The sequence below is a fragment of the Streptomyces sp. NPDC050759 genome, assembly GCF_044456945.1.
GTDB lineage: Bacteria > Actinomycetota > Actinomycetes > Streptomycetales > Streptomycetaceae > Streptomyces.
Map to the genome: position 1 here is coordinate 157757 of NZ_JBITGI010000016.1, position 18854 is coordinate 176610.

Here is an 18854-nt window from a genome sequence, read left to right on the forward strand (position 1 = left end):
AAGTCGTCGTACCGTGATAACTGCACACCCAGTTGAAACACCTCTGAGGAGACAGCTGTGACCGGGATCAAGACGACCGGCGAGAAGAAGATGATGTTCTTCTCCGGCCGCGCCCACCCCGAGCTTGCCAAGGAGGTTGCCGAGCAGCTGGGTGTCGGGGTCGTCCCGACGAAGGCTTTCGACTTCGCGAACGGCGAGATCTATGTCCGCTACCAGGAGTCGGCACGCGGCGCGGACTGCTTCGTGATCCAGAGCCACACGGCTCCGATCAACCAGTGGATCATGGAGCAGCTGATCATGATCGACGCGCTGAAGCGTGCGTCGGCCCGCTCCATCACGGTCATCGTGCCGTTCTACGGTTACGCGCGGCAGGACAAGAAGCACCGCGGCCGTGAACCGATCTCGGCGCGGCTGATCGCGGACCTGATGAAGACGGCGGGTGCGGACCGCCTGCTCACCGTCGATCTGCACACGGACCAGATCCAGGGCTTCTTCGACGGGCCGGTCGACCACCTCTTCGCCCTTCCGCTGCTGGCGGACTACGTGGGCCGGAAGGTCGACCGGGACAAGCTGACGGTCGTGTCCCCGGACGCGGGCCGGGTGCGGGTCGCGGACCGCTGGTGCGACCGGCTGGGTGCGCCGCTGGCGATCGTGCACAAGCGGCGTGACAAGGACGTGGCGAACCAGGTGACCGTCCACGAGGTCGTGGGCGAGGTCAAGGGCCGGGTGTGTGTCCTGGTCGACGACATGATCGACACGGGTGGCACGATCTGCGCGGCCGCGGACGCCCTGTTCGCGCATGGCGCGGAGGACGTCATCGTCACCGCCACCCACGGTGTGCTGTCCGGGCCGGCCGCGGACCGGCTGAAGAACTCCCGGGTGAGCGAGTTCGTGTTCACGAACACCCTGCCGACGCCGGGTGAGCTGGGCCGGGACCTGGACAAGATGACCGTTCTGTCGATCGCGCCGACGATCGCGAGCGCGGTGCGTGAGGTGTTCGAGGACGGCTCCGTGACCAGCCTGTTCGACGAGCAGTAAGGGTTCTGCAGAAGATCGTTTTGGTGACGGCCTCCCCCTCCGAGTAAGCTGCTGAAGTTGCTCGGCGAGGGAGGCCGTACCTGTTCGTTCAGGTGCCGGCGGTCCGTTATCGACGCGCTCTTCGTAGCAGGCCGATGTTTGGCCGGGTGACCTTCTTCCCCGACTGTTCTACGAGGAGTGACCATGGCCGACGTCAAGCTCACCGCCGAGACCCGCACCGAGTTCGGCAAGGGTGCCGCCCGCCGTATCCGCCGTGACAGCAAGGTTCCCGCCGTGGTCTACGGTCACGGTGCCGAGCCGGTGCACATCACGCTGCCGGGCCACGAGCTCCAGCTCGCCCTGCGTACCCCGAACGTCCTGCTCACGCTGGACATCGAGGGCAAGAGCCAGCTGGCGATCCCGAAGGCCGTGCAGCGCGACGCCATCAAGGGCTTCCTCGAGCACGTCGACCTGCTCCTGGTGACGCGCGGCGAGAAGGTCAACGTCGAGGTCTACGTCCACACCGAGGGCGAGCTGGCGCCGGGCGCCTACCTGCTCGAGCACGTGCTCAGCACGCTGAACGTCGAGGCCGAGGCCACGCACATCCCGGAGTCGGTCACCGTCTCCATCGCGGGCCTGGAGGCCGGCGACTCCATCCTCGCCAAGGACATCCCGCTGCCCGAGGGCACCACGCTGCTGACGGACGAGGACGCGGTCGTCCTCCAGGTCCTGGCCGCCCAGGCCGAGGAGGCCCCGGCGGAGGGCGAGTCCGAGGCCACGGAGGCCTGACCGGCGGTTCGGCCGTAGCTGCCGGTCGCCGCTTCCCCGGCGGCGCCAAGGCGGCCGTCGACGGCGGCACCGTCGTCCTGCAGGGCCTGGCCGCGCAGGCCTGACCGGCGGTTCGGCCGTAGTTGTCGGGTCGCCGGTTCCCCGGCGCCCGGCGTCGCGGTAGCGATATACGCTCCAGCCGTCGCCCCTGTCCAAGGGGCGGCGGCTGCGGCATGTGCAGAGGAGAGATGGACGTGACTACCCCCGCCAACGGCCCCTGGCTGATCGTCGGCCTCGGCAATCCGGGGCCCGAGTACGCGGCCAATCGGCACAACGTCGGCTTCATGGTGGCCGATCTGCTGGCCGAGCGGGTCGGGGGCCGGTTCAAGCGGGCCGGGAAGGCGCAGGCCCAGGTCGTGGAGGGACGGATCGGGCCGCCGGGGCCGGGCAGCCGGCGGGTGGTCCTGGCGAAGCCGATGTCGTTCATGAACCTGTCCGGCGGTCCGGTGAACGCGCTCAAGGACTTCTACAAGGTGCCGGTCGCCAACATCGTGGCCATCCATGACGAGCTGGACATCGACTTCGGCACCCTGCGGCTGAAGCTGGGCGGCGGGGACAACGGTCACAACGGGCTGAAGTCGATGACGAAGGCGTTCGGGTCGGAGTATCACCGGGTGCGGTTCGGGATCGGACGTCCTCCGGGCCGTATGCAGGTCGCGGACTTCGTGCTGAAGGACTTCTCGTCGAGTGAGCGCAAGGAGCTCGACTACTTCGTGGACCGGGCGGCCGACGCGGTGGAGGCCCTGGTGATCGAGGGTCTGGAGCGGGCGCAAAGCACGTACAACTCCTGACTTGTCCGCCCGGTGGCCGGGGCGGAGTTGACCACGCGCAGGACCATGGCCAATGATCCCGGCCATGCCTGCCACAGCCGCCCCCTCCCGTCGAGCCTCCCGACAGGCCTCGGTCGCCGCGCTGCGGTTCGGACGGCTCGCGTCGATGGGGGTGGTCGCGGTGCTGATCCTGATCGCGGGGGTGTGGGCGTCCTGGGGCAGCGCGCAGTACGTGATGCTGACCAAGGGGCGGGAGCGCGGCACGATCGAGGTGGCGCGGTGTGCGCAGGATGTGTGCAGCGGCCCCTACACGCCGTTGTCGCACGGGTCGCAGGCGCGGGGCCGGGTCGTCATCGAGAAGACGGTGGCCGTGCGGAAGGGCCGGACCTACACGGTGGTGGTGAAGCCCGGCAGTGCCGATGTCGTACGGTCCGGGCCGGCCGGGGTGCTGTACGCGTGGGTGCCGATGGGCGGGGCGCTGCTGCTCGCGTCGGTGGTCGTGGCGGGCGGGCTGCGCAGGACGCGGCTCGCGTGGGTGCTGGCGGGGTCGGGCATCGTGCTGCTCACGGCGGCTTTCGTGACCATCTGACAGCTTTCGCCGTTCTCCCCTTCTGTGGAGAACGCGAGTGTTGTCTGTTCGTGATTGACCAGAGGTCAGTCAGGGCTGGATGCTGAGCCGCCCCCTCCACATCTTCCCGTTTGACTCTCGAAGATGGATTACTGCCCCATGCGTATCCTCACCCGCGTCGGCGCCGTGTGCGCCGTCGCCTCGGCGGCCTTTCTGGTCGCCCCGGTCGCCCACGCCACCGCTCCCGGTGACAACGGAACCGTGAAGATCCACGACGCCACCACGGGCGAAGAGCTCCGTAAGAACGAGCCGCACGTCTGCACCTTCTACCTCGACGCCTTCGGCTTCGACGCCGTCCAGGAGGTCGACTGGCACATCGAGGCCTGGGCCCCGACGGCCGACGTCAAGGGCGAGACCGTGAAGTCCGGCGAGATCACGCTGGACACCGACGGTCACGGCCGCACGGATGACCTGTCGCTGCCCGACGGGCACTACAAGCTGTTCTGGAACTTCGAGGGCGAGAACGGCGCCGCCAAGCACAAGGTGTTCTGGACGGACTGCGCGGACGAGGAAGGCGGCGGCGGTACGACGGCCACGCCCACCGCGTCGGCCTCCGGCACTCCGGGGTCGGGCGAGTCCGCCTCCCCCGGCGCCGGGCCCGGCACCGACCCCAGCGAATCCGCTGAGGCCGGGGTCTCGTCGTCGGCCTCTTCCTCCGCGTCGGCTTCCGCTTCCGCGCAGGGCTCCACCGGTGACCTCGCGGAGACCGGGAACAGCGCTCCCGTCGGCCTGCTCTCGGGTGTCTCGGCGGCGCTGCTGGCGGCCGGCGCCTACCTCGTCGTCAGGCGGCGCCGGGCCTGACGTACAGACGAAGAAGCGGTGCCCCCGAGTCTCGGGGGCACCGCTTCTTTCTGCCCGTAGGTCAGCCGGTGTTGCGCAGGCCCGCCGCGACGCCGTTGACGGTCAGGAGGAGCGCGCGGGCGAGCAGCGGGTCGGCGGGCTCACCCGCGGCCGCCGCGTCGCGCTGGCGCTTGAGCAGCGTCACCTGGAGATACGAGATCGGGTCCAGGTAGGCGTCGCGGATGGTGAAGGTCTGCTTGAGGACCGGGGTGGCGTCGAGGAGTTCGGTCTCACCCGTGATCTTCAGGACCTCGCGGACGGTCAGTTCGTGCTCGGCCTCGATGTCGGCGAAGACGTGCTGGAGCTCGGCGGGGACGAGGGTCTCGACGTAGTGGCGGGCGATGCGCAGGTCGGTCTTCGCGAGCGTCATCTCGACGTTGGAGATGAAGTTCCGGAAGAAGTGCCACTGCTCGTGCATCTCGTCCAGCACCGTGTCCAGGCCCGCCTCGCGCAGCGCCTTCAGGCCAGAGCCGACACCGAACCAGCCGGGGACGATCTGCCGGGACTGGGTCCAGCCGAACACCCACGGGATGGCGCGCAGTCCGTCGAGGGAGACGCCCGAGCCGGGGCGGCGGGAGGGCCGTGAGCCGAGGTGCAGGTCGGCGAGCTGGTCCACCGGCGTCGACGCGAGGAAGTACGTCGGCAGGTCCGGGTCCTCGACGAGTCTGCGGTACGCGGCGTGCGCGGCGTCGGAGACGACGTCCATCGCGGCGTCCCAGCGGGCCAGCGCCTCGTCGGACTGGCGGGGGGCGGTGTGCAGGGCGGACGCCTGGAGCGTGGCCGCGACCGTGAGCTCCAGGTTCTCGCGGGCCAGCGAGGGCACGAGGTACTTGTCGGAGATGACCTCGCCCTGCTCGGTGACCTTGATCTCGCCCTCCAGGGTGCCCCAGGGCTGGGCGAGGATGGCGTCGTGGGAGGGGCCGCCACCGCGGCCTACGGTGCCGCCGCGGCCGTGGAACAGCCTCAGCCGCACCCCGTGGCGGTGCGCCACGTCGCGCAGCCGCCGCTGCGCCCGGTGGATTTCCCACTGGCTGGTGGTGATGCCGCCGAACTTCGAGGAGTCGGAGTAGCCGAGCATGACCTCCTGGACGTCCCCGCGCAGGGCCACGAGCCTGCGGTACGACGGGTCGGAGAGCATGTCCTCCAGGATGGTGTCGGCGGCCTTGAGCTCGTCGGTGGTCTCCAGGAGCGGCACGATGCCGATCTTCGCCCAGCCGGCGTGCAGATCGAGCAGGCCGGCCTCACGGGCGAGGACGGCGGCGGCGAAGACGTCGTCGGCGCCCTGGCACATCGAGATGATGTACGACTCTATGACCTCGGGTCCGAAGACCTCCAGGGCCCGCTTCACGGTCTGGAAGACACCGAGGGTCTTCTCGCCGGCCGCGTCGACCGGTGCCGGGGTGGGCGCGAGGGGCCTGCGGGAGCGCAGTTCCTTCGCGAGCAGCTTGGTGCGGTACTCGCGGGGCATGTCCACATACCGCCAGGACTCCTCGCCGAGCCGGTCGAAGAGCTGGCCGAGGGCGTGGTGGTGGGCGTCGGCGTGCTCGCGGACGTCCATGGTGGCGAGCTGGAGGCCGAAGGCGGACAGGGTGCGGATGGTGCGGTCCATCCGGCCGTCGGCGAACAGGCCGCCCCGGTGTTCCCTGAGCGAGGTCTGGATCAGGGTCAGGTCGCTCAGGAGCTCGCTGGTGCCGAGGTAGTCGCGGCCGTCCTCGTGCGGGATGCCCTTGGCCAGCCGGGTCTTGGTGTTCTCCAGCTTCTGCCGGATGCAGGTGGCCTTGAGGCGGTACGGCTCCTCGGCGTTGAGGCGCTTGTAGCGGGGGCTGATCTCCGGCAGGCGCTCCAGGTCGGCCTTCAGGGACTCCAGGAGCTCCTCGGTGGCGCCGGTGTAGCGGATGGAGTTCGACAGGAAGCCGCGCAGCTCGTCGATGAGCTCCAGGGCGTCGTTGATGCCGTGCTCGTGCTGGAGGATCAGGACGTCCCAGGTGACCTGGGGGGTGACGTTGGGGTTGCCGTCGCGGTCGCCGCCGATCCAGGTGCCGAAGGTCAGGGGGCGGGTGGCGTCGGGGATCCTGACGCCGACGCGCTCCAGCTCGGCCGTCAGGTCCTCCAGGACGTCGCCGACGGCACCGGCGTGCAGCTCGTCGAGGTAGTAGATGGCGTTGCGGGCCTCGTCGGCGGGCTCAGGACGGACGACCCGCAGTTCGTCGGTCTGCCAGACGAGGTCGATGTTCTCGGCCAGCCGGGTGTCGTAGCGGCGGCGGTCCGCCTCGATGACCGGCGTCTCCAGAAGCGCGGCGATCCGGCGGAGCTTGTTCAGCACCGAGCGGCGCGCGGCCTCGGTCGGGTGGGCGGTGAAGACCGGGCGGACGTTGAGGTTGGCGACGGTCTGGCGCAGGTGCTCGGGATCGGCGTCCTTGAGGCGGTCGGCCGTACGGGCGAGAAGTCCGCCCTCGGCGGCGCGCCTGGCCCGCAGTTCGCGGCCGCGGTGGACCTGCTCGGTGACGTTGGCCAGGTGGAAGTAGGTGGAGAAGGCGCGCACCAGCTTGGCGGCGGTCTCCAGTTCGATGCCGCGCAGCAGCTCGGCGGCGGCCTCGCCGTCCTCACGGGTGAGGCGGCGCACCTTCTCGACGAGTTCCAGCAGCTCGGGGCCCTCCTGGCGGACGAGGGTCTCGCCCAGGAGGTCGCCCAGCCGGCGGATGTCGGCGCGCAGCTCACTACTGGTCGACGTGGCGCTCGTAGTCAGGTCGTCGGCACTGCTCACAGGTGCGGCTCCTTGCAGTGTTGAAGCTCGTCCGGGAGGGGAACCCGAAAGTGCGGTCCTGCGGCAGCCGCCGCATGGGGGCCGGACATCCGGGAAGAAATCAGAGCGGACCGCGCTGTCCGACCGACTCCAAGGATAGGTGTCCATGCGGACGCGCAGACTTTCGGGCTCTTGCCGCCGGGCGCCGCACTGCCATACTTACGACGCCGTAGGTTACGGAACCGTAGGGACCGTCGTAACGGAACCCGGAAAGGATTCCCGCAGCCCGGCACCTGTCTCCAAATCCTCGAAACCCCACAGGGGACGCCCATGACCACGCGCTCAGATGTGATCGCAGACGCCCCGAAGGCGCCCGACGGCTCGACACCGCCCTCCGCGACGCTGGGCGGTGAGCAGAAGCGCTCGCTCGAACAGATCACGCTGCTCCTCTTCATCACCGTCCCGTTCCTCGCCCTGCTCGCGGCCGTGCCGCTGGCGTGGGGCTGGGGTGTGAGCTGGCTCGATCTGGGCCTTCTGGTCTTCTTCTACTACCTCGGCTGCCACGGCATCACGATCGGCTTCCACCGTTACTTCACCCACGGCTCCTTCAAGGCCAGACGGCCCCTGAGGATCGCGCTGGCGATCATGGGATCGCTGGCGGTCGAGGGGCCGCTGGTGCGGTGGGTGGCCGACCACCGCAAGCACCACAAGTTCTCCGACGCCGAGGGCGACCCCCACTCGCCGTGGCGGTTCGGGGAGACGGTCCCGGCGTTGATGAAGGGCCTGTGGTGGGCCCACATCGCCTGGATGTTCGACGAAGAGCAGACCCCGCAGGAGAAGTACGCGCCGGATCTGGTCAAGGACCCGGTGATCCGGGCGATCTCGCGCCAGTTCATCTTCTGGACGATGCTGTCGCTGGCCCTGCCCGCCGTGATCGGCGGACTGGTGACGATGTCCTGGTGGGGCGCGTTCACCGGATTCTTCTGGGGCTCCCTGGTGCGTGTGTGCCTCCTCCACCACGTGACCTGGTCGATCAACTCGATCTGCCACGCGGTGGGCAAGCGGCCCTTCAAGTCGCGGGACCGCTCGGGCAACGTGTGGTGGCTGGCCGTGCTGTCCTGCGGTGAGTCCTGGCACAACCTGCACCACGCCGACCCGACCTCGGCGCGGCACGGGGTGATGCGGGGCCAGCTGGACTCCTCGGCGCGGATCATCCGCTGGTTCGAGATGCTCGGCTGGGCGTACGACGTGCGCTGGCCGTCACGCTCGCGTATCGATTCCCGCCGGAACACGGACGGGGACGGCTCCCGACGCAAGAAGGAGGCCGCCGAGGCGGCATGATGGACGCCGTGGCGACCGACTCCAGCAGTACCCCGAGCAACGAAGCGAAGCCGCGGCGTGCCCGGCGCACCCGGATGACGGGGGCCGAGCGCCGCGCCCAGCTGCTGGAGATCGGTCGCACGCTCTTCGCCTCGAAGGGCTTCGAGGCCACCTCGGTGGAGGAGATCGCGGCGAAGGCGGGCGTCTCGAAGCCGGTGGTGTACGAGCACTTCGGCGGCAAGGAAGGCCTGTACGCGGTGGTGGTGGACCGTGAGATGCGGCGCCTGCTGGACATGGTGACGAGTTCCCTGACCGCCGGCCACCCTCGCGAACTGTGCGAGCAGGCGGCCTTCGCTCTCCTCGACTACATCGAGGAGTACACGGACGGTTTCCGCATCCTGGTCCGTGACTCGCCGATCCCCCAGTCCACGGGCTCCTTCGCCTCGCTGATCTCGGACATCGCGACGCAGGTCGAGGACATCCTGGGCCGCGAGTTCAAGAGGCGCGGCTTCGATCCCAAGCTGGCCCCGCTGTACGCCCAGGCCCTGGTCGGCATGGTCGCCCTGACCGGCCAGTGGTGGCTGGACGTGCGCCGCCCGAAGAAGGCCGAGGTGGCGGCGCACCTGGTGAACCTGGCGTGGCACGGCCTGGACGGGCTGGAGGCCAAGCCGCGCCTGATAGGACGCAGAAAGTACTGAGCCGTCGCGGCCCCCGCCCCACGGCGGTCAGCGCACCACGCTCCCGAACGCGACGCGTCACCGGCCCGTGCACCGCAATGGTGCACGGGCCGGTCCTTTTCCGCAGGGTCAGTGCTTGAAGGTGTCCTTCGTCTTCTCCTTGGCCTGGCGCGCGTCACCCTTGGACTGCCCCATGCGGCCCTCGGCCTCCACGCGCTCGTTGCCGACCGCACGGCCCATGGCCTCCTTGGCCTTGCCCTTGGCCTGTTCCTTCTTGGCCTTGCCCTTCTGATCCTTAGCCACGTCACTCACTCCCCGGCGAGGTTCGGCCCCCGCTGTCCCCCACCGGGTGCTCCGCACCGGGCCGCTCAAACGCCCGGTTCGAGGAACTCCAGGCGGTTGCCGACGGGGTCGTAGGAGAAGAATCGCCGGTATCCCGGCCGGTCGCCGTCCCGGACGACAGCCGCTCCCCGCGCCTCCAGCCGGGCGGCGTACGCGGAGAGGTCCGTGACCCGCAGCCCGGGGTGCGCCTTCGTCGCCGGTTCGAAGTCGTTCTCGATCCCCAGGTGCAGCTCCACCGCCCCCGCCCGGAACCAGCACCCGCCCCGCGCCGCGAGCAGCGGCGGCTTGGGGATCTCCGTCATGCCGAGGACGTCGATGTAGTAGCCGCGCAGCAGATCCTCGGAGCCCGGCGGCGCGGCGAGCTGCACATGGTCGACGGCCGCGATCATCAACCCGCCTTCCGGGCCACCGCGAAGATGCGGCGGAACGGGAACGGCGTGCCGTGCGGTCCTGCCGGGTACGCCTCGCGCAGGGCCGCCCGGTAGGCGGCCAGGAACTCCTCCCTGGCCTGCGGGTCGTCGGCGAGGGCGGTCAGGACGGGCCGCAGACCGGTCCCCTTGACCCAGTCCAGGACCGGGTCCCGGCCCTGCAGCAGGTGCACGTACGTCGTCTCCCACGCGTCCACCTCGCAGCCCAGGTCGGCCAGCGCCGCCAGATAGGCCTGGGGCGTAAGGACGGCGTCGTCGTGGCGCAGGGTCTCTGCGAGGCCCATGGATCCGGCGAGGTCGCGCATCAGCCGGTGGCTCGGGGAGTCGAAGTTGCCGGGCACCTGGAAGGCGAAGGTGCCGCCGGGTGCGAGACCGCCGATCCAGTCGGCGAAACGCTCCACGTGCCCCGGCACCCACTGCAGCGTCGCATTGCTGACGATGAGGTCGTACGGCTGCGAGGGCGCCCAGGTGCGCACGTCCGCGTGGGCGAAGTCGAGGTGCCCGCCGCCGGACGTGGGGCCCGCGTACTCGACCTGCGCCTTGTCGAGCATCTCGGCCGAGTTGTCGTAGCCGGTGATCCGGGCCGTGGGCCAGCGTGCGGCGAGCACCGCCGTCATGTTGCCGGGGCCGCAGCCCAGGTCGGCGATCAGGGGCGGGTCTCCCGGCAGGTCCGGGACGCGGGCGAGGAGGTCGGTGAAGGGGCGGGCGCGGTGGTCCGCGTGGCGGAGGTACTGGGTGGGGTCCCAAGTCGTCATGGGATCCACTGTTCCCCGCCCTCTATCTTGATGTCAAGATGCTTCACATCAAGAGACTTCACATCGACACAACCACTACACTGATCGTCATGGAGGACGAGGTCGATCGGCTGGTCGCTGCGTGGCGCCGGGAGCGCCCTGACCTCGACGTGGAACCGCTCGAGGTGCTCAGCCGGGTGAGCAGACTGGCCCGGCACCTGGACCGGGCACGCCGGCTGGCCTTCGCCGAGCACAGCCTGGAGCCCTGGGAGTTCGACGTGCTGACCGCGCTCAGGCGCGCGGGGACGCCGTATCAGCTCTCCCCCGGACAGCTGCTGACACAGACGCTGGTCACCTCGGGCACGATGACCAACCGCATCGACCGCCTGGCCAAGAAGGGCCTGGTGGAGCGGTTGCCCGACCCGAGCGACCGGCGAGGGGTGCTGGTCAGACTCACAGACGACGGCAAGGACCGCGCGGACCAGGCCCTCGCCGGTCTGCTGGAGCAGGAACGCGCGATCCTCGCCGAGCTCTCCCGTGCCCAGCGCGGGGAACTGGCCGGGCTGCTACGCCAGCTGACCGCCCCGTTCGACAACATCCCCGGCTAGGTCGACCGGTCCCACGCCCGCGCGGCGGGCCAGGGCGACGGCGGCCAGGGTGGAGTGGACGCCCAGCTTGCCGAGGACGTTCTGCATGTGCGTGCGCACGGTGTGCGGCGAGAGGAACAGCCGCTCCGCGACCGCCTTGCGGCCGAGCCCGGCCACCATGCAGCGCAGCACCTCCCGCTCGCGCGGGGTGAGGGACTCCACCAGCCGCTCGCTCTCGGTGCGGTGCTTGCGGGCGGCGGTGAGCTCCCTGAGCACGCCGGTGAGCAGGGCGGGCGGCAGATGGGTCTCCTCCCGCAGCACCCCCCGGATGACGGTGAGCAGCCGGGACAGCGAGCAGTCCTTGGCGACCCAGCCAGAGGCGCCGGCCTGCAGGGCGAGCGCGGCCCGCCGCGGATCGTCCTTCTCCGCGAGCACGACGATGCGGACCGCCGGCTGCCCCGTACGGACCCCGGCGACCAGCGATATGCCGTCGACCAGCCCCTCTTCGTTGCCGTCCGGTACGGACACGGCGGGCCTGATGCCCTGGACGTTTCCGCCCAGATCCGCGTCGACGAGCAGCACGTCGAAACGGCGGCCCTCGGCGGCCGCGCGCTCCAGACTGCGCAGCGCGGCGGGACCGCTGCCGGCCGCGGAGACCTCCACGTCGGGCTCGGCCGCCAGCGCGGCGGCGAGCGACTCGGCGAAGATGCGATGGTCGTCGACGACCAGGACTCGGATACGAACCACGAAACCCCCTTCCCCAAGCTCTCGAAGAGCAGGGGATACCCATCGTCATCGTCTGAGGACGACTCGGGAGACGACACCGCCACGGATACGACTCACGAAGCACGATGGCCGCACGGCCGTCGCCGTGCAAGCACTGCTACCCCCACTTCGGGCGCCGTACCCGACTGTCTCGCCCCCTGATCAGCACCGGCCCCCACCGGTGCTGTTCATCAGGGTACGGCCGGGGGGCAGGAGCGGAAGGTTATTTGCAGAACTGGCTGTCCGCTGCGTTTATGGTGAGCCGCATGTTTCGTCTGGAGACAGAAGTCGACAAAGCCCGGCAAGATCTGCTCCGCAAGCGGCTGCGGGACACCAACACGGCGGCCTCCCCGGTCCTGCGCGCGCTGCGCGGAACCCCAGGTGAACGGGAACTTCCGCTCCACGTCTGGGCGTTGGACGACTCCGGTGCTCTCGCGGGCGGACTGGTCGGCCACACCTGGACGAGCTGGCTGCACGTGGTCCACCTGTGGGTCGACGAACGGCACCGCGGCGCGGGCCTGGGTTCGCAGTTGCTCGCACGGGCGGAGCGCATGGCCCGTCGCGGCCGGGGCTGTACCGCCGTACGCCTGGAGACCTGGGACTTCCAGGCACCGGAGTTCTACAAGAAGCAGGGGTACGAGGTGGTGTGCGTGATCCCGGACTATCCGCCGGGGGCCACGGAGTACACGCTGACCAAGCGGCTCAGCGCCTGAAGCGCCAGGAGCCCGGCTCGTCCGCCGGCTGCAGACCCAGCTCCCCGGCGATGCCGGCCGCACGGCGATGGGAGACGTCGGGGTAGTGACCGGGGTGGACCTCGACGAAGCCGTGCACATCGGCCGACGCCGTGCGGAGCGCCTCGCGGAGGATGTGTTCCTGCTCCGCCAGCCGGGCCCGCTCCTCCCGCTGCCGTACGACGATCGCGCCCCGGCGGGCCGTGGCCGCGACGATGCCGAGCGCGAGCAGCGCGAAGGCGCCCACGCCCAGGACGGTGCCGGTCGCGTCCGCGTCGCCGGGGGTACGGGGGCGCAGCACGCCCTCGGGGTCCGCGAGCACGGTGACGGTCTGGCCGACGGTGAAGGTGCCGGACCGGGCCTGGAGGGCGGGGCCCCGGACCCTGGTGCCGTCGCGGCGCGCGAGTGCGTAGTCGTAGGTGGTGACCTCGCGCCCCTGGTCCGGGGCGAGCCACTCCCGTACGACGGTGGCGGTGATCCGCTCGCCGCGCCGCTCCAGGGTGAGGTCGTCGCGGGCCAGGTCGGCGAAGTACACCGCCACCAGGGAGGCACCGACCACGACCAGCGCCGCGGAGAGGCCCGTCTCGTCCGCGGCCAGCTTCGTCAGCAGCACGGCGAGGAGCACACCGTGCGCGATCCACAGGGGAACCAGGAGACCGTAGCCATGGTGGCCCGCCAGGAGGTAGAAGCCGACGATCGCGGCGAGCGCGTAGCAGCCGATGCCGATCGCCGACAGGATGCGATGGCGCCCTCGACTCACGCTCCGACGCTACTGGGGCGTATGTCAGGGAGGGGCCCGGCTTTCCCCAAGTTCGGATCAAGCCGGGCAAAACAGCGGTCAGCCGGTCTCAGACCAGGCGCCGCGCCCCCGCCGAGGGCACCGCCTCGAACACCCGCGGAGCCGTGAACTCCGCCGCGGTGAAGGCCTCTTGGACCGCCTTGGTGATCGCCTCCACGTCGGCCGCCTCCGCCAGCACGATCGCCGAGCCGCCGAAGCCACCGCCGGTCATCCGGGCGCCCAGGGCGCCCGAGGCGAGGGCGGTGTCGACGACCAGGTCCAGCTCCGGGCAGGAGATCCGGAAGTCGTCGCGCAGCGAGGCGTGTCCTGCGACCAGCACGGGGCCGATCGCGCGGGTCCGACCCGACTCCAGCAGGGCGACGGTCTTCTCGACCCGCTCGTCCTCGGTGACGATGTGACGGACCAGGCGAACGGCCTCCTCGTCGTCGCCGAGCCTGTCGAGGGCCGCGTCGAGCTCGCCGTAGGGGATGTCCCGCAGCGCGTCCACGCCCAGCAGTGCCGCGCCCCGCTCGCAGCCCGCGCGGCGCTTGCCGTACTCGCCCTCGCTGTGCGAGTGCTTGACGCGGGTGTCGACGACGAGCAGCACCATGCCCTCGGCGGCGAGGTCGAAGGGGATCTGCTTCTGGGAGAGGTCCCGGGTGTCGAGGAACAGGGCGTGGCCGGCCTCGCAGCAGGCGGACGCGGTCTGGTCCATGATCCCGGTGGGGGCGCCGACGTAGACGTTCTCGGCGCGCTGGCACAGGCGGGCCAGCTGCCAGCGCTGGAGACCGAGGTCGTACAGGTCGTTCAGGGCGAGCGCGACGACGACCTCCAGGGCCGCCGAGGAGGACAGGCCCGCGCCCGCCGGGACCGTCGAGGCGAGGTGGACGTCCGCACCGGTGACCGGATGTCCGGCCTCGCGCAGTGCCCACACCACACCGGCCGGGTACGCGGTCCAGTTCCGGTCGCTCTCCGGCGCGAGGTCGTCGAGGCGCAGCTCCACGACCCCGCCCTCGACGTCCGAGGAGTGCAGGCGCAGGACGCCGTCCGTGCGCCGGGAGACGGCCGCGACCGCGGTGTGCGGCAGCGCGAAGGGCATGACGAAGCCGTCGTTGTAGTCGGTGTGCTCACCGATGAGGTTGACGCGGCCAGGCGCCGACCAGACACCCTCGGGCTCGGTTCCGTAGAGCTCGACGAAACCGTCCCGGACCTGCTGTGCCGCCACTACTGCTCCCCTGCGATGGTCTGGGCGAACTCCCACGCGTCCGCGACGATCCCCGCGAGATCCGCGCGGGACGGGTTCCAGCCCAGCTGCTCGCGGGCGGTGGCGGCGGAGGCGACCAGGGTGGCCGGGTCGCCGCCCCGGCGCGGGGCCACGACCTCGGGGATCGGGTGGCCGGTGACCTGGCGGACGGTCTCGATGACCTGGCGGACGGAGAACCCTTCGCCGTTGCCGAGGTTGCAGATGAGGTGCTCGCCCGGCTGGGCCGCCTTCAGCGCGAGGAGGTGGGCCTCGGCCAGGTCGGCGACGTGGATGTAGTCGCGCACGCAGGTGCCGTCCGGGGTCGGGTAGTCCTCGCCGAAGACGGAGATCGCCTCCCGCCTGCCCTGGGCGACCTGGAGGATCAGCGGGATGAGGTGCGACTCGGGGTCGTGCCGCTCGCCCTGCTTGCCGTAGGCGCCGGCCACGTTGAAGTACCGCAGGGACACGGCGCCGAGGCCGTGCGCGTTCGCCTCGCTGGTGATCATGAAGTCGACGGCGAGCTTGGAGGCGCCGTACGGGTTGGTGGGCCTGTTCGGCGCCGACTCGACGATCGGCACCTCCTCGGGCTCCCCGTAGGTGGCGGCCGTGGAGGAGAAGACGAGTCGGCGCACGCCGGCCTCGCGCATGGCGCCGAGCAGCGCCATGGTGCCGCCGACGTTGTTGTCCCAGTACTTCTCGGGCTTCACGACGGATTCGCCGACCTGCGAGGAGGCGGCGAAGTGGAGCACGCCGTCGAAGGAGGAGTCGAGCCACTTGGCGGCGTCGCGGATGTCGCCCTCGATGAAGGCGGCCCCGGCCGGGACGCCCTCGCGGAAGCCGGTGGAGAGGTTGTCGAGGACGACGACCTCGTGCCCCGCCTCCAGCAGGTGCTGGGCCACGACACTGCCGACATACCCCGCGCCACCTGTCACCAGGTACTTCATGAACTCGCTACCTCTCGCAGTCGCTGTGCCGCGGCCTCCGGTCGGATGTCATTGATGAAGACGTTCATGCCCGACTCGGAACCCGCGAGGAACTTCAGCTTGCCGGACGTACGGCGGATGGTGAAAAGCTCCAGGTGCAGCGCGAAGTCGTCGCGGTTGACGCCCTCGAACTCCTCCAGCTGCCCGAACGGCGCCTGGTGCCAGGCGGCGATGTACGGCGTCGGAGACTCGCTCTCCCCGAATATCCGGTCGAAGCGCCTCAAGAGTTCCAGATAGACCTTGGGAAACTCTGTGCGGGCGTCCTCGTCAAGGCCGAGCAGATCCGGCACCCGGCGCTTCGGATACAGATGCACCTCGTACGGCCAGTGCGCCGCGTAGGGCACGAAGGCGACCCAGTGCTCGGCCTCCAGGACGACCCGCTCGTCGGCGAGCTCGCTCTCCAGGACGGCGTCGAAGAGGTTCTGCCCTCCGGTCGCCTCCTTGTGAGCCGCGAGCGAACGCAACATCAGGGCGGTGCGAGGCGTGGTGAAGGGGTAGGCGTAGATCTGGCCATGCGGGTGACCCAGGGTCACACCGATCTCCGCACCCCGGTTCTCGAAACAGAAGACCTGCTCTACGGAGGGCAGATGCGACAGCTCCGACGTCCGGTCGGTCCATGCGTCCAGGACGAGCCGCGCCTGCTCCTCCGTGAGGTCGGCGAAGGACGCGTTGTGGTCCGAGGTGAAGCAGACGACCTCACAGCGGCCCGAGTCGCCGGCCAGCGAGGGGAAACGGTTCTCGAAGACCACGACGTCGTACCACGAGTCCGGGATCTCGCTCAGCCGATCGCCCTGCGAGGGGCACAGCGGGCACTCGTTCGCGGGCGGGTGGTAGATGCGCCCCTGTCGGTGCGAGGCGATGGCCACGGAGTCGCCGAGCAGCGGATCCCGACGAACCTCGGACGTGGTGACAGTCCGCTCCAGCGGACGCCGGTCCACGGCGTCGCGGACGGTGTCGTCGCGCAGGTCGTAGTAGATGAGCTCGCGACCGTCGGCCAGCCGGGTCGAGGTCTTCTTCACCGCTGGACTCCTTCACTCAAACATAACTAAACACAAGTAACCATAACCGCCCACCCACGTCAACATCGGATTCAAACAAAACGCATCAGTCGAGGTGTTCACTTGTTGACTATGCAAACCCCCACAAAAGGCGCATACCTGGCAGCCGAGCTCCAGCTCCCCACCAACTGGCTCGACTACACGATCCTCGGCATCTACTTCGTCGTAGTGCTCGGCATCGGCTTCGCGGCCCGCCGCTCGGTGAAGACGAGCCTGGACTTCTTCCTCTCCGGCCGCTCACTGCCGGCCTGGATCACGGGTCTCGCCTTCATCTCGGCCAACCTGGCCGCCACGGAGATCCTGGGGATGGCCGCCAACAGCGCGCAGTACGGCGCCTATACGGTCCACTGGTACTGGATCGGCGCCATCCCGGCCATGGTCTTCCTGGGCCTGGTGATGATGCCCTTCTACTACGGCAGCAAGGTGCGCTCGGTCCCCGAGATGCTGCTCCTGCGCTTCGACAAGTGGGCCCATCTCCTCAGCTCGGCCCTGTTCGCCTTCGCGGCCATCCTGATCGCGGGCGTGAACCTCTACGCCCTGGCGATCGTGGTCGAGGCCCTACTGGGCTGGCCGCAATGGGTGGCCATCGTCGTGGCCGGCGCCTTCGTGCTGGCCTACATCACCCTCGGCGGCCTGTCCTCCGCGATCTACAACGAGGTCCTCCAGTTCTTCGTGATCCTGGCGGCCCTGATCCCCCTGGTCGTCCTGGGCCTGAAGAAGGTGGGCGGTTGGGGCGGCCTCACGGACAAGCTGACGGCCGAGCACGGCGCCAACTTCACCACCGCCTGGGGCGGCACGGGCATCGGCAGCGCGAACCCGCTGGGCGCGAACTGGCTGACGATCGTCCTGGGCCTCGGCTTCGTCCTGTCCTTCGGCTATTGGACGACGAACTTCGCGGAGGTCCAGCGAGCGCTGTCGGCGAAGAACCTGAGCGCCGCCCAGCGCACCCCCCTGATCGCGGCCTTCCCGAAAATCTTCATCGTGTTCCTGGTGATGATCCCGGGCCTGACGGCCGCGGCCCTGATCCCCGGCTTCGGCACCACCGACTCGGGCTACCAGTACAACGACGCCATCCCCTACCTGATGGAACAGCTCCTGCCGAACGGCGTCCTCGGCATCGCGGTCACCGGCCTCCTGGCCGCCTTCATGGCGGGCATGGCGGCCAACGTCTCGTCCTTCAACACGGTGTTCACGAACGACATCTGGGCGAGGTACGTGCAGAGGGGCCGCGAGGACGGCTACTACGTCCGCTTCGGCCGCCTGATCACGGTGATCGGCGTCTGCGCATCGGTAGGAACGGCGTTCCTCGCCTCCTCCTTCTCGAACATCATGAGCTACCTCCAGACGCTGTTCTCCTTCTTCAACGTGCCGATGTTCGTCGTCTTCATCGTCGGCATGTTCTGGAAGCGCGCGTCCGCGAAGTCGGGCTTCTGGGGCCTGCTCGCCGGCACGGTGGCGGCGATGGTGAACTACTTCTGGATCTACAAGCAGGGCATCATCGACATCCCCTCCGACCAGGGCGCCAACTTCGTCTCCGCGATCGTGGGCTTCGTGGCGGGCGCGGTCGTGATGGTCGCGGTGTCCCTCTTCACGGCCCCCAAGCCCACCGAGGAACTCCAGGGCCTCGTCTACGGCACGACGTCCCCCGGGATGTCCGAGCCCCCCGCCGCCGGCGACGACGCCTGGTACCGCAGGCCGGCCCTGCTGGGCTGGGGCGCGATCGTCCTCGCGGCCGCCTGCTACATCCCGTTCTCGTTCTGATCCCGGCCGAATCGAGGAACCATGTCCGAACACGAAGTCCAGCGGGAAGTCTCCGAACTCCAGGCCAAGTCGGCCACCGCGGCCCGCATCTTCGACCTGCGCCGCATCATCGGCGGCCTGTTCGTCCTCTACGGCATCATCGTCACGATCGCCGGCATCAACCCCTCCGACTCCTCCCTCGACAAGTCAGCGGGCATCAACATCAACCTCTGGACCGGCCTCGGGATGCTACTCCTGGGCATCTTCTTCCTGGCCTGGCTGAAGCTGCGCCCGACCCCACCGCCGGTACCGGAGCCGACACCGGGCGAGGACCGGACCGAGTAACCACAGCGCCGGCCGCGTGCACGGGGCTTGGGCCGGGCGCCTACGGGGTGCCGGGTCAGGTAGTCGGGCGGCTGCAGGCCGGTGGGGGCTGGTCGCGCAGTTCCCCGCGCCCCTAGGGGGTTGCAGTCACCCCCGCCACAACGGAACCGTTCGCCACCTGGCGCGCCACGATGGGCCGCAAGCCGCGTACGGCGCGAAGGGGCCGGGGTGGGGGGTGTCCGCCCGCAGCGGCCGGCGTCCGTTACCGAGCCCTGCTCAAGAAACCGAGCCGCCGGACCGAGGACGGACACCCCCCAC

Annotated in this window: 20 protein-coding genes; 11 read left to right on the top strand and 9 right to left on the bottom strand. The window is 69.8% G+C overall.

The features are described 5' to 3' along the window. Nucleotides 1-57: 57 nt before the first annotated feature. From ACIBJB_RS36720 to ACIBJB_RS36740, 5 genes are all read left to right on the top strand, one after another. Nucleotides 58-1038: a ribose-phosphate diphosphokinase gene (locus tag ACIBJB_RS36720; RefSeq protein ID WP_057610401.1), complete on the top strand. Its 981-nt coding sequence runs from the start codon at nt 58-60 to the stop codon at nt 1036-1038. A gap of 183 nt (nt 1039-1221) precedes the next feature. Then, nucleotides 1222-1806 carry a 50S ribosomal protein L25/general stress protein Ctc gene (locus ACIBJB_RS36725; RefSeq protein ID WP_398937333.1) on the top strand — a complete coding sequence of 195 codons (585 nt, stop codon included), beginning with the start codon at nt 1222-1224 and terminating at the stop codon, nt 1804-1806. Nucleotides 1807-2033: 227 nt separating this feature from the next. Next, nucleotides 2034-2636 carry an aminoacyl-tRNA hydrolase gene (gene pth, locus ACIBJB_RS36730; protein ID WP_398937335.1) on the top strand — a complete coding sequence of 201 codons (603 nt, stop codon included), beginning with the start codon at nt 2034-2036 and terminating at the stop codon, nt 2634-2636. A 52-nt stretch (nt 2637-2688) separates the two neighbouring features. Next, nucleotides 2689-3204, top strand: a complete 516-nt coding sequence (locus ACIBJB_RS36735) for a hypothetical protein (RefSeq protein ID WP_398937337.1) — start codon at nt 2689-2691, stop codon at nt 3202-3204. A 138-nt stretch (nt 3205-3342) separates the two neighbouring features. After that, on the top strand, nt 3343-4044 hold the full coding sequence (locus ACIBJB_RS36740; RefSeq protein ID WP_398937339.1) for an LPXTG cell wall anchor domain-containing protein: 702 nt from the start codon (nt 3343-3345) through the stop codon (nt 4042-4044). Nucleotides 4045-4105: 61 nt separating this feature from the next. Here ACIBJB_RS36740 and ppc read toward each other — a convergent pair whose 3' ends face one another. Beyond that, nucleotides 4106-6847 carry a phosphoenolpyruvate carboxylase gene (gene ppc, locus ACIBJB_RS36745; protein WP_398937341.1) on the bottom strand — a complete coding sequence of 914 codons (2742 nt, stop codon included), beginning with the start codon at nt 6845-6847 and terminating at the stop codon, nt 4106-4108. A gap of 309 nt (nt 6848-7156) precedes the next feature. Here ppc and ACIBJB_RS36750 point away from each other — a divergent pair, with 309 nt between their 5' ends. Both ACIBJB_RS36750 and ACIBJB_RS36755 read left to right on the top strand, forming a co-directional pair. After that, the gene (locus tag ACIBJB_RS36750) at nt 7157-8167 is read left to right on the top strand and encodes an acyl-CoA desaturase (RefSeq protein ID WP_398937343.1); all 1011 of its coding nucleotides are present in this window, start codon (nt 7157-7159) and stop codon (nt 8165-8167) included. After that, nucleotides 8164-8844, top strand: coding sequence for a TetR family transcriptional regulator (locus ACIBJB_RS36755; protein WP_387527699.1), 681 nt, complete (start codon nt 8164-8166; stop codon nt 8842-8844). The genes ACIBJB_RS36750 and ACIBJB_RS36755 overlap by 4 nt, the downstream gene beginning before the upstream one ends. Nucleotides 8845-8952: 108 nt before the next feature. Here the strand turns inward: ACIBJB_RS36755 and ACIBJB_RS36760 are convergent, their stop codons facing one another. The 3 genes from ACIBJB_RS36760 to ACIBJB_RS36770 form a co-directional block, all read right to left on the bottom strand. Further along, entirely contained in the window at nt 8953-9126 is a 174-nt protein-coding gene (locus ACIBJB_RS36760) for a CsbD family protein (RefSeq protein WP_398937345.1), read from the bottom strand. A 65-nt stretch (nt 9127-9191) separates the two neighbouring features. Next, the gene (locus ACIBJB_RS36765; RefSeq protein ID WP_398937347.1) at nt 9192-9554 is read right to left on the bottom strand and encodes a VOC family protein; all 363 of its coding nucleotides are present in this window, start codon (nt 9552-9554) and stop codon (nt 9192-9194) included. Beyond that, nucleotides 9554-10348 carry a trans-aconitate 2-methyltransferase gene (locus tag ACIBJB_RS36770; protein ID WP_398937349.1) on the bottom strand — a complete coding sequence of 265 codons (795 nt, stop codon included), beginning with the start codon at nt 10346-10348 and terminating at the stop codon, nt 9554-9556. The genes ACIBJB_RS36765 and ACIBJB_RS36770 overlap by 1 nt, the downstream gene beginning before the upstream one ends. A gap of 89 nt (nt 10349-10437) precedes the next feature. On the opposite strand from ACIBJB_RS36770, the gene tamR reads away from it, so the two are divergent. Next, entirely contained in the window at nt 10438-10935 is a 498-nt protein-coding gene (gene tamR, locus ACIBJB_RS36775; RefSeq protein WP_069763971.1) for a MarR family transcriptional regulator TamR, read from the top strand. Here the strand turns inward: tamR and ACIBJB_RS36780 are convergent. Further along, nucleotides 10894-11661: a LuxR C-terminal-related transcriptional regulator gene (locus tag ACIBJB_RS36780; RefSeq protein ID WP_398937350.1), complete on the bottom strand. Its 768-nt coding sequence runs from the start codon at nt 11659-11661 to the stop codon at nt 10894-10896. The two genes, tamR and ACIBJB_RS36780, sit on opposite strands and share 42 nt — an antisense overlap. A 272-nt stretch (nt 11662-11933) precedes the next feature. Here ACIBJB_RS36780 and ACIBJB_RS36785 point away from each other — a divergent pair, with 272 nt between their 5' ends. Beyond that, entirely contained in the window at nt 11934-12392 is a 459-nt protein-coding gene (locus tag ACIBJB_RS36785; protein WP_398937352.1) for a GNAT family N-acetyltransferase, read from the top strand. Here the strand turns inward: ACIBJB_RS36785 and ACIBJB_RS36790 are convergent. The 4 genes from ACIBJB_RS36790 to galT all read right to left on the bottom strand — a co-directional run bounded on the left by ACIBJB_RS36790 (nt 12382) and on the right by galT (nt 16433). Further along, on the bottom strand, nt 12382-13170 hold the full coding sequence (locus ACIBJB_RS36790) for a hypothetical protein (protein ID WP_398937354.1): 789 nt from the start codon (nt 13168-13170) through the stop codon (nt 12382-12384). The genes ACIBJB_RS36785 and ACIBJB_RS36790 overlap by 11 nt on opposite strands. An 88-nt stretch (nt 13171-13258) precedes the next feature. Next, on the bottom strand, nt 13259-14413 hold the full coding sequence (galK, locus tag ACIBJB_RS36795) for a galactokinase (RefSeq protein ID WP_398937356.1): 1155 nt from the start codon (nt 14411-14413) through the stop codon (nt 13259-13261). Beyond that, on the bottom strand, nt 14413-15375 hold the full coding sequence (gene galE / locus ACIBJB_RS36800; protein WP_398937357.1) for a UDP-glucose 4-epimerase GalE: 963 nt from the start codon (nt 15373-15375) through the stop codon (nt 14413-14415). The genes galK and galE overlap by 1 nt, the downstream gene beginning before the upstream one ends. Beyond that, entirely contained in the window at nt 15372-16433 is a 1062-nt protein-coding gene (gene galT, locus ACIBJB_RS36805; RefSeq protein ID WP_398937359.1) for a galactose-1-phosphate uridylyltransferase, read from the bottom strand. The genes galE and galT overlap by 4 nt, the downstream gene beginning before the upstream one ends. Nucleotides 16434-16544: 111 nt before the next feature. Between galT and ACIBJB_RS36810 the strand changes: the two genes are divergently transcribed. Both ACIBJB_RS36810 and ACIBJB_RS36815 read left to right on the top strand, forming a co-directional pair. Next, nucleotides 16545-18233 carry a sodium:solute symporter family protein gene (locus ACIBJB_RS36810; RefSeq protein WP_398937486.1) on the top strand — a complete coding sequence of 563 codons (1689 nt, stop codon included), beginning with the start codon at nt 16545-16547 and terminating at the stop codon, nt 18231-18233. Between the two features lie 21 nt (nt 18234-18254). Further along, nucleotides 18255-18557 carry a hypothetical protein gene (locus ACIBJB_RS36815; protein ID WP_398937361.1) on the top strand — a complete coding sequence of 101 codons (303 nt, stop codon included), beginning with the start codon at nt 18255-18257 and terminating at the stop codon, nt 18555-18557. Nucleotides 18558-18854: the final 297 nt, after the last annotated feature.